This window comes from Candidatus Fusobacterium pullicola (genome assembly GCA_018883725.1).
GTDB lineage: Bacteria > Fusobacteriota > Fusobacteriia > Fusobacteriales > Fusobacteriaceae > Fusobacterium_A > Fusobacterium_A pullicola.
On record JAHLFN010000060.1, the window covers coordinates 1 to 10,311 of the forward strand.

The window sequence follows — 10,311 nt, forward strand, 5'->3', positions numbered from 1 at the left end:
ATGCCAGGAGATAACATCGAAATGACAGTAGAATTAATTCACCCAATCGCAATGGAAACAGGATTAAGATTCGCTATCAGAGAAGGTGGAAGAACAGTAGCATCAGGAGTAGTTGCTGAAATCATAAAATAGTAAATTACCTGAGAGGGTATTTTGAAGGGGAGCAGATACCTGCTCTCCTTTTTTTTGAAAAAATTTGAAGGAGAGGACATGGAGTTTTTAATGAAATTTTTAGATGAAGTTCCTTTAATGGGAATCTTTATCTCTTTTGCAGCATTTTTTTTAGGGATTAAGTTTCCAGATTGGGATTTTAAAATGAGGTTAAAGCATAGAAGCATCTTAACCCATAGCCCTCTTATTCTTTTGATTTTTATCAGAGTATATGAACAGGATAAAAGTGATAATTTTAGATATTTTTTAATAGGATTTTCATTAGCCTTAGCTCTTCATTTCATCTATGATCTATATCCTAGAGGATGGGGAGGAGGAGCTTTAATAAAAATACCTATTTTAAAAATAAGTTGTAATCCCAAAATGAGCAAACTAATACTTTTTTTCTCAATTGCAATAAGTATTCTTGTGGCTATATGTTATACTAAAAAATTAATGGAGTTCTATTATATTGGAGTTTTAGGTATAATAACTATATTAAAAGATACTGGTAAAGAGGAAAAATTATTCAGACCACTACTATCTTTTGTAGTTTTTGGATTAATAATTGGGTGTGTAAAATATAAGGAGCTATTTTTCTATTTGAGAGATAGTGTTTTTTATGTAAGTGATAAAATATCTATGTTTTTTTGAGTAAAATCATAGCTTTTCTTGACAATACTAGAGATAAAATAATATAATTTAAAGAAAATATAAATTTTGAAAGGAGAATAAAATAAACAGATGAGAGATATTAAAAATCTAGAATTAAAAGCAACAAATATAAGAAAATCTATTGTAAAAATGATTTGTGAAGCTAAATCAGGACATCCAGGAGGATCATTATCTGCTGCAGATATTTTAACAGCTCTATATTTTTCTGAAATGAACATAGATCCAGCTAATCCTAAAATGGAAAATAGAGATAGATTTGTTCTTTCTAAGGGGCATGCAGCTCCTGCTCTTTATGCTACTTTAGCTGAAAGAGGATATTTTAATAAAGAGGGATTAATGACTCTTAGACAATACGGGTCTATATTCCAAGGTCACCCAGATATGAAAAAAGTTCCAGGTGTTGAAATTTCAACAGGTTCATTAGGACAAGGATTATCAGTTGCTAATGGAATGGCATTAAATGCTAGAATTTCTGGACTTTCATATAGAACTTACATAATCCTAGGAGATGGAGAATTACAAGAGGGACAAGTTTGGGAAGCTGCTATGACTGCTGCTCACTACAAGCTTGATAACGTATGTGCTTTCTTAGACTTTAATAATCTTCAAATAGATGGAAATGTAGATAAAGTTATGGGTGTAGAACCTGTAGATGCTAAATGGGAAGCATTTGGTTGGAATGTAATAAAAATTGATGGACACAACTTTGAAGAGATATTAAATGCTTTAGATGAAGCTAAAAAAGTAAAAGGAAAACCAACTATTATCATTGCTAAAACTGTAAAAGGTAAAGGAGTATCATTTATGGAAAATGTATGTGGATTCCATGGGGTAGCTCCAACAAAAGAGGAAACTGAAAAAGCATTAGCAGAATTAGGAGGGAACAATTAATGAGTAAGAAATCTACAAGACAAGCTTATGGAGAGGCATTAGTAGAGTTAGGACAAATAAATAAAGATGTAGTAGTGTTAGATGCTGACCTTACAAAATCAACAAAAACAAATCTATTCCAAGAAAAATTTCCAGAAAGACACTTTAACGTAGGAATAGCTGAAGCTGACTTAATAGGAACAGCAGCAGGATTAGCAACATGTGGAAAGGTAGCTTTTGCATCTACATTCGCAATGTTTGCAGCAGGAAGAGGATTTGAGCAAATAAGAAATACAGTAGCTTATCCAAAATTAAATGTAAAGATAGCTCCAACTCATGCAGGAATATCAGTAGGAGAAGATGGAGGATCTCACCAATCAGTAGAGGATATAGCATTAATGAGATCAATACCAGGAATGGTAGTATTATCACCAGCAGATGCAGTAGAAACTAAGAAAATGGTATTTGCAGCAGCAGAATACAATGGACCAGTATATATAAGAATGGGAAGATTAGATGTAGATACAATATTTGATGAGGCTACATATGATTTCCAAATAGGAATAGCAAATACATTAAGAGATGGAAAAGATGTAACAATAGCAGCAACAGGATTAATGACAGCTGAAGCATTAAAGGCGGCAGATATATTAGCTCAAGAGGGAATATCTGTAAGAGTAATCAACGTAGGAACAATCAAACCACTAGATGGAGAAACAATATTAAAGGCAGCTCAAGAGACAAAATTCATAATAACAGCTGAAGAGCACTCAGTAATAGGAGGATTAGGATCAGCAGTATCAGAATTTTTATCAGAAGTACATCCAACAAAAGTAAAGAAATTAGGAATTTATGATAAGTTTGGACAAAGTGGAAAAGCAAATGAGCTTTTAGAGAAATATGAATTAACAGCAGCTAAATTAGTGGCAATGGTTAAGGAAAATATGTAGTAATTTTATGGGAGGACTGGCACTAAAACTCCTTTAGGTCAGTCCTCATCTTTATACTGAGGGAAAATTTTAAATGATGAGGTGACTATGAATAATATTAATTTAATGCAAATGGAAAAAAATACAACAAAAAATAAGGTACAGATAAAAAAGACTACTTTTATACTTACAATTTTGTCCTTTATCATTTTAAATTTTTTCTTAGCTTTTTTTATCAATGTAGATTCTGTAAAGAAGAAAGCTGAAGCAGAGTATTTTTTTACAGCAGATTTTCAGAAAAATGTATCTGATGAGAAAAAAGAAAAATTAGAAATAGAAATATTGAAATTAGAAGGGGTAAAAAGAGTAAGATATATATCTAAAGAGGAAGCTTTCCAAAAATTACAATATCAATTAGATGTAGCTATACCTAAGGCAGAGAATCCACTTTCTGATAGCTTGGTAATATTTTTTGATAAACCATCAAATATAGAAAAAATTCAAGTCAAGCTAGATAATGATGAGAATATCAAAGAAGTTTTTGTAGATGGAGAGTATATTAATTATAAAGAAAGAGAGCTAAGATTTTATAAGATGATATCTGTAGGACTTGTAGTTGGATGTATAGCTCCAATTTTAGCACTTATATATTATGTGTTTTATAGTGCTGTTTCAATAGACTATATAAATAATGTTGGATTAGTAAAGGATGATAAAACAAATAGAGTGAGAGCTAAGAGTGTAAATTTACTTCCATTTACAGCAGGTTCAATAATAGGAACTCTAATATTTTTTAATATATATATTTATTTAAGACATCAGCTACTTTTAATAAGTAATAGATATCTAGTACTTAGTTTAAAAGAGATAGTATTTATACAATTTGGAATAATATTTATAATTAATCTTTTGATATGGTTAAAACCTATAAAGATAGGAGTGTTCAAGTGGGTAGAAGATGGAAAACAATAATTCTTTTAATAATATTGACAACTCTAAGTATGGCCGATGCTGTATCTGATATGGAGCAAAAAATAAAGAATATAGAGAAACAGATTGCCGAGAAAAACTCAAGAATAAAAAATATAGATGCTGAAACTCAAAAGTTGGAGAAACAGATACTTGAGATAGAGAGAGATATCTTAGAGATAGCTAAAGAGAGAGAGAAAATTTTAGATGATATAAAAACTGTATCAAAAAATATTGAGTATGGTGGACAAAACTTAAATATTACTTCTAAAGAGATGGATAGAAAAAAATTGGAGTTTAAAGCTAAAATTATAGCTTGGAATAGATACTCAAAAGAGAGAGAAGATGATATAATAACTGATGCTATTTTGAGAAAAAACTTTAAAAATCTTTTATATGGAGATCTACAAAAGATGGAATATATAAAAAATGTTCAAAGTGATATTCAAAAGGTAAAGGCTAATATAGAGAGTGAAAAGCAAAAATTATCAGGTTTAAGAAATAAACTTGCTTTAAACTTAAAACAGATGGATAGTAAAAAAGCTCAACAAAATAGTTTGATAGCTCAGTTAAATAAGGAAAAAACAGGGCATGTACAGAGTATAAGTGCTCTTCAAAAGGAAAAAGAGAGAATAGAAAAGAAGATAAAAGAGATAATTGTAGCTAGAACCCAAATGGATAAAAAGATAGTAAACCAATCTCAAGCTTATTCAAAACTAGGAAAGGTAATTAAACCTGTAGAAGGAGCAGTAGTTGTAAAATTTAATCAGAAAAAACAACAAGAGGTTACTAGTAATGGAATAGAGATTCAAGCTAAAATGGGAGCTAAAATAAAATCTTCTGCAAAGGGAAAGGTAATATACTCTGATGTATTCCAAGGATTGGGAAAAGTGGTAATGGTAGATTATGGATACAATATGATAGGAGTATATGGAAACTTAATAGCTACTAAGGTAAAATTGAATCAACAGATACAGCAAGGGGCAGAGATTGGTGTTTTAGGACTATCTGTAGAGGGGAAACCAAACCTTTATTATGAGTTGAGATTTAATCTTAAGCCTATTGACCCTGTTCCGATGTTTAAATAGGGTGATAAAAAAATGAAAAAAGTTTTTATAATGTATAATCAAGATAAACTATTAGCTCAGGAACTATATAGGAAAAGTGTGGAATATTTTGAAAGTAAAGGAATAGAGATTGTTGATAAAGTTGGAAAAGCTGATTTTGGAGTTGTAATAGGAGGAGATGGAACTTTACTTCGTGCTTTTAAAAGCTTTATCTTCAAAAAAAATCTACATGTTATAGCTATCAATGCTGGAAGTCTTGGTTTTGTTACAGAGATAAAAAAAGAGAATATGTTAGCAGAGTATGAAAATTTTTTAAATGGGGAATATAAGTATGAAAAAAGACATATTTTAGAGGTTGAAGTAGATGGAAAGATTTACTATGCTCTCAATGAAGTTGTACTTTCTAAAGCTGGAATAACATCTAGAGTTTTAAGAGTGAATTTTAAGACAAATGGAGAGTATATGTGTACCTATAAGGGAGATGGAGTAATAGTAGCTACTCCAACTGGTTCTACAGCATACTCTATGTCAGCAGGAGGTCCTATTCTTAAATCAGATATGAAAGCTATTGTAGTAACTCCAATAGCACCACATAATCTGAATACTCGTCCAATAGTAATTGGAGGAGATGAGAGAATTGAGATGAGAATAGAGGATGAAAAAAGAGTAGGACAGGTAATAATTGATGGTCAAACTAATAAGAGAATAACTAGTGAGGAGAATATAAGGGTAGAGTATTCAAAATATACTCTTATTCTTGTAATCCCAAGAGATAGAAATTATTACAGTGTATTAAGAGAAAAATTGAAATGGGGAGATAATCTGTGTTAAGAGAACTTAAAATAGAAAATCTAGCTATAATAGATGAACTTGATTTGGAGTTTGAAGATGGTTTTATTGTACTAACAGGAGAAACAGGGGCAGGAAAATCCATAATATTGAGTGGAATAAATTTACTTATTGGAGAGAAAGCAACTACTGATATGATAAGAACAGGAGAAAAGACTCTATCTGCTCAAGGGGTTTTTGAAATAAATGATGAGCAGAGAGAGGAGCTATTACACAGATTTGAGATAGATGCAGAGGATAATGAGGTAATAGTAAGAAGAACTTTAGACTTAAATGGAAAAGGAAAAGTTTTTGTAAATGGTGTTAGGGTTTCTCTAACTAATCTGAAAGAGATAATGGGAACACTCGTAGATATAGTGGGACAACATTCACATCAGATGTTACTTAATAAGAGTAACCATATAAAGCTTTTAGATAAATTTTTAGGAGATGAGGGAAAAGAACTTCTGAAAAAAAGTAATACTCTTTACAATAGATTTAAAGAGATAGATAATCAGATAGAGAGTATTGAAAAAAATAGAAGAGAGGCTATAGAGAAAAAGGAGTTTTATGAGTTCCAATTAGCTGAGATAGAGAAAATAAATCCTAAAAAAAATGAGGATACTCTTTTGGAAGATGAGTATAAAAAACTTTTTAATGCTGGAAAAATTAAGGAAAAAATAGAGAATTCCTCTCTTTTTCTAAGAGATGGGGAGATGAATGCTCTTCATTTCATCTATAATTCTAGAAAAAATATAGAGAGCCTATGTAAATATGGAGAGGAATTTAATGAGCTTTTAGATAAACTTGAAAAGGTATATTATGAACTAGAAGATTGTGTAGATATAATGGATACTTTAAATGATGATATCGATATTGATGATAGAAGATTACAAGAGGTAGTAGAAAGATTAGATGTAATCAATAAGATGAAGATAAAGTATGGGGCTACAATTGAGGAGATACTTGAATTTAAGGAGAGTATAGCTCAGAAGATAAATCTTTTAGAAGAGGATAGCTTTGAGGTACAGAAACTTCAAAAGGAGAGAGTAGAGATTGAAGAGAAATACTGGGAAAATGCTCATCAACTGAGAAGATTAAGAAAAGAGAAAGCTATTCAAATAGAGAGAAATTTAAAAGATGAACTAAAATTCTTAAAAATGGGAGATGCTCAAATCCATGTAGTTGTTGAAGAGAGTAAAACAATGGGAGCTAATGGAGCTGATACAGTAGAGATATTAATATCTACAAATATCGGTCAAGATATGAAACCTCTTTGGAAAATTGCTTCAGGGGGAGAGGTAAGTAGAATAATGTTAGCTTTAAAAGTGATATTTTCTCGTGTAGATAATGTACCTATTTTGATATTTGATGAGATAGATACAGGAGTAGGTGGAGAAACAGTAAGAAAGATAGCTGATAAACTTCGTGAAATAGGAGAGCATGCTCAAGTTGTATCTATAACTCATTCACCAGCTATTGCAGCAAAGGCTCACCAACAGTTCTATATTAAAAAACAGACAATAGATAATAAGACTTCTACTACTGTAACAAGGTTAGATGAGATAGGAAGAGTAGAGGAGATAGCTAGAATGCTGGCTGGAGAGAATATAAGTGAGGCAGTATTACAACATGCTGAGGAACTTTTGAAAGAGAGTAGATAGTATGGATTTTATAAATGAGTTTTTGGTAGATTCTAAGGCTAATGGTAGAATAAATTCTTCAACTTTGGAGATATATAGAAAAGATATAGAGGATTTTGATGGATTTATTATTGGAAAAGATCTGATAGATGTTGAAACTCAAGATTTAGTAAACTATATAGAGGAGCTAAAGAAAAAATATAGTGATATGTCTATATATAGAAAGATGAGCTCTCTAAAAAGTTTCTATAGATATCTTTTAAAAGCGAAGATAATAGATGTTAATCCAACAAAGGATATAGAACTCCCAAGCAGAGTAAAAAAAGTAACTGAACCATTAGAGAAATGGGAATTGAAAAGAATATTAGATGTGTGTGATGAAACTTATGAAGGAAAGAGAGATTCCTTAGTGATAAAGCTTCTTTATGAAACTGGATTTAAGATAGGGGATATTTTGAATTTAGAAAAAGATGAGTTATCAAGGTATGAATATAAAATAATAAATATTCGTTCTGCTTCAAAAATATTAAATCAGAAGATAAGCGAAAGTTTGTCTAAGGAGTTAAAATTCTTTTCAGAGAGATTACTTCCAAATATGTATACGAACAGAAATAAACTTTTTCAGGAGTTGACTAGAGAGGGATTTAGAGTAAGGTTCATAGGTTATGGTAAAAAAGCGGAGCTAGAGAGAGATATCTCTCCAAATATGATAAAAAAGATAGTAACAGAGGAAAAAATCAGAGATGAAGATGGAGTCTCTTTAATTGATAAGATAAGAGAACAGTATATGAGAATAGGAATAGGAGATGATTAGATGAAGGCTGGATTTATAGCTGTAGTAGGTAGACCAAATGTTGGAAAATCTACTTTAATAAATAAATTAGTATCTGAGAAAGTAGCCATAGTATCAGATAAAGCAGGGACAACAAGAGATAATATAAAGGGAATTTTAAACTTTAATGATAACCAGTATATATTTATTGATACACCTGGAATACACAAAGCAAAGCATCTACTTGGGGAGTATATGACTAACTCAGCTATTAGAGTTTTAAAAGATGTAGATGTAATACTATTTGTATTAGATGGTTCTCAAGAGATAAGTACTGGAGATCAGTTCGTAATGGAGAAGGTAAAAGAGGCTAAGAAAACTCCAAGAATACTAGTGGTAAACAAGATAGATAAATTAAATGATGAACAACTTAAGGCTAAAAGAGCTGAAATAGAGGAAAAGCTAGGAGAGTTTGATGGAATTGTTGAAATTTCAGGACAGTATGCTATTGGACTTCCAAAACTTTTAGAAAAAATTGATCCATTCTTAGAAGAGGGAATACAATATTATCCTGATGATATGTACACTGATATATCTGTATATAAGATAATAACTGAGATTGTAAGAGAGAAAATACTACTAAAAACAAGAGATGAAATTCCTCACTCAGTTGCTATTGAGATATTAAATGTTGAGAGAAGAGAGAATGGTAAAGATAAATTCGATATCAATATCTATGTTGAAAGAGATTCGCAAAAAGGTATCATCATAGGTAAAGGTGGAAAAATGTTAAAACAGATAGGAGAAGAGGCTAGACGTGAAATAGAGGAGTTAATAGGAGAGCCTATTTTCCTAACACTTTGGGTAAAAGTAAAAGATGATTGGAGAAAGAAAAAACCTTTCTTAAAAGAGATGGGATATGTAGAAGAGAAAAATTAAGGAGTGGAGAGTAAAAAGTGAGTAATGTAAAAATGGAAAAAGGAATGTTAAGAAAATTTGTAACATACTATAGACCATACAAAAAACTATTTTTTATGGATCTATTGGTAGCTACAATATCAGCTTTATGTGATCTAGTTTATCCTATGATTACTAGAAATGTTGTAAATAAGGTAATACCTAATAAAGAGTTTAGATTTTTAGTGGTATTTGCAGTAGTTCTATTAGTAATATATGTAATAAAAATGCTATGTGCTTACTGGATGCAATATTGGGGGCATTTAGTTGGAGTAGGAATGCAAGCTGATATGAGAAGAGATGTCTATGAGCATTTACAAAAATTACCTGTTAAGTATTTTGATAATAATCAAACAGGAAATATAATGTCAAGAATAGTAAATGATTTACAAGATATATCTGAACTTGCACACCATGGACCAGAAGATTTATTTATATCATTTTTTATGATAGTAGGTTCATTTATAGTTCTATTAAGAATAAATGCTTTACTAACTGTAATAGTGTTTTGTATACTACCAATAATAATTTGGTATAGTATGTATAAAAGAAAAAAACTTTTAGATTCATCAGTAAAAACAAGAGAAAAGACTGGTGATATAAATGCTAGATTACAAAATAGTATATCAGGAATAAGAGTATCTAAAGCTTTTGTTATTGATGAGGATGAGAAAGAAAGATTTGAAGAGGGAAATCAACAATTTGTTAAAGCTAAAGCATACTCATATAAGGTAATGGCAGAGTACACTGCTGGAGTTGGATTTTTTACAGATCTATTAGATTACTCTGTCCTTATAGTTGGGGCAATATTTACTTATTATGGAAAGATAAATATTGGAGATTTTTTAGCATATTTACTATATATAAAGATATTTACTCAACCTATTAAAAGACTTATTGCCTTTGTAGAACAGTATCAAAATGGTATGAGTGGATTCAAGAGATTTATGGAACTAATTGAAGTAGATAAAGAGATGGACAAAGAGGGAGCTCAAGATATTGGTAAGGTTGAAGGAGAGATTAAATTTGAAAATGTAAGCTTTAGCCACGAGAGTAAAAAAGTTCTAGATAATATATCTTTAACAATAGAAAAAGGAAAGATGTTAGCTTTAGTTGGACCTTCAGGTGGAGGAAAAACTACTCTATGTAATTTAATTCCAAGATTCTATAATGTAGATAGTGGAGATATTAAGATAGATGGTAAGAGTATCTATGATGTAAAAGTTGAATCTTTAAGAAAAAATATTGGAATAGTTCAGCAAGATGTATTCTTATTCACTGGAACTATAAAAGAGAATATATTAATAGGAAAGACAGATGCTGTAACTACTCAGGTCTATAATTAAAAAACTAAGACTTTCTTCAAAAAATTTGAAGAAGGTCTTTTTTTGTTGCCAAAAATATGATATACTATTTAAGTACTTTTTTGATTAGGAGGTGAACCATTATGA

Annotated in this window: 10 protein-coding genes and 1 pseudogene; all 11 read left to right on the forward strand. The window is 30.5% G+C overall.

Annotation, left to right across the window (positions count from 1 at the left end):
- On the forward strand, positions 1–132 hold a 132-nt coding region (tuf, locus tag IAA47_06330; GenBank protein MBU3842578.1), incomplete at its 5' end, for an elongation factor Tu.
- A gap of 78 nt (positions 133–210) precedes the next feature.
- Positions 211–804, forward strand: coding sequence for a hypothetical protein (locus IAA47_06335; GenBank protein ID MBU3842579.1), 594 nt, complete (start codon positions 211–213; stop codon positions 802–804).
- Between the two features lie 90 nt (positions 805–894).
- On the forward strand, positions 895–1,716 hold the full coding sequence (locus IAA47_06340; GenBank protein ID MBU3842580.1) for a transketolase: 822 nt from the start codon (positions 895–897) through the stop codon (positions 1,714–1,716).
- On the forward strand, positions 1,716–2,645 hold the full coding sequence (locus IAA47_06345) for a transketolase family protein (protein MBU3842581.1): 930 nt from the start codon (positions 1,716–1,718) through the stop codon (positions 2,643–2,645). Before IAA47_06340 ends, IAA47_06345 begins: the two co-directional genes overlap by 1 nt.
- Before the next feature lie 87 nt (positions 2,646–2,732).
- Positions 2,733–3,596 (forward strand): permease-like cell division protein FtsX, encoded by an 864-nt coding sequence (locus IAA47_06350; protein ID MBU3842582.1) that lies wholly within the window; start codon positions 2,733–2,735, stop codon positions 3,594–3,596.
- A 29-nt stretch (positions 3,597–3,625) separates the two neighbouring features.
- Positions 3,626–4,681, forward strand: coding sequence for a peptidoglycan DD-metalloendopeptidase family protein (locus IAA47_06355; protein MBU3842583.1), 1,056 nt, complete (start codon positions 3,626–3,628; stop codon positions 4,679–4,681).
- 12 nt (positions 4,682–4,693) lie between these two features.
- Positions 4,694–5,491, forward strand: coding sequence for an NAD(+)/NADH kinase (locus IAA47_06360; protein ID MBU3842584.1), 798 nt, complete (start codon positions 4,694–4,696; stop codon positions 5,489–5,491).
- Positions 5,485–7,152 carry a DNA repair protein RecN gene (gene recN / locus IAA47_06365; GenBank protein MBU3842585.1) on the forward strand — a complete coding sequence of 556 codons (1,668 nt, stop codon included), beginning with the start codon at positions 5,485–5,487 and terminating at the stop codon, positions 7,150–7,152. Before IAA47_06360 ends, recN begins: the two co-directional genes overlap by 7 nt.
- 1 nt (position 7,153) lies before the next feature.
- Positions 7,154–7,945 carry a site-specific integrase gene (locus IAA47_06370; protein ID MBU3842586.1) on the forward strand — a complete coding sequence of 264 codons (792 nt, stop codon included), beginning with the start codon at positions 7,154–7,156 and terminating at the stop codon, positions 7,943–7,945.
- Positions 7,946–8,842 carry a GTPase Era gene (gene era, locus IAA47_06375; GenBank protein MBU3842587.1) on the forward strand — a complete coding sequence of 299 codons (897 nt, stop codon included), beginning with the start codon at positions 7,946–7,948 and terminating at the stop codon, positions 8,840–8,842.
- Positions 8,843–8,886: 44 nt separating this feature from the next.
- Positions 8,887–10,182, forward strand: a pseudogene (locus tag IAA47_06380) (ABC transporter ATP-binding protein).
- Positions 10,183–10,311 lie beyond the last annotated feature (129 nt).

Excerpts from the sequence above, each read along its gene's own strand:
- IAA47_06345 (MBU3842581.1), top strand. The coding sequence starts at position 1,716 with ATGAGTAAGAAATCTACAAGACAAGCTTATGGAGAGGCATTAGTAGAG.
- IAA47_06370 (MBU3842586.1), top strand. The coding sequence starts at position 7,154 with ATGGATTTTATAAATGAGTTTTTGGTAGATTCTAAGGCTAATGGTAGA.
- IAA47_06350 (MBU3842582.1), top strand. The coding sequence starts at position 2,733 with ATGAATAATATTAATTTAATGCAAATGGAAAAAAATACAACAAAAAAT.
- IAA47_06340 (MBU3842580.1), top strand. The coding sequence starts at position 895 with ATGAGAGATATTAAAAATCTAGAATTAAAAGCAACAAATATAAGAAAA.
- era (MBU3842587.1), top strand. The coding sequence starts at position 7,946 with ATGAAGGCTGGATTTATAGCTGTAGTAGGTAGACCAAATGTTGGAAAA.
- IAA47_06335 (MBU3842579.1), top strand. The coding sequence starts at position 211 with ATGGAGTTTTTAATGAAATTTTTAGATGAAGTTCCTTTAATGGGAATC.
- IAA47_06355 (MBU3842583.1), top strand. The coding sequence starts at position 3,626 with ATGGCCGATGCTGTATCTGATATGGAGCAAAAAATAAAGAATATAGAG.
- IAA47_06360 (MBU3842584.1), top strand. The coding sequence starts at position 4,694 with ATGAAAAAAGTTTTTATAATGTATAATCAAGATAAACTATTAGCTCAG.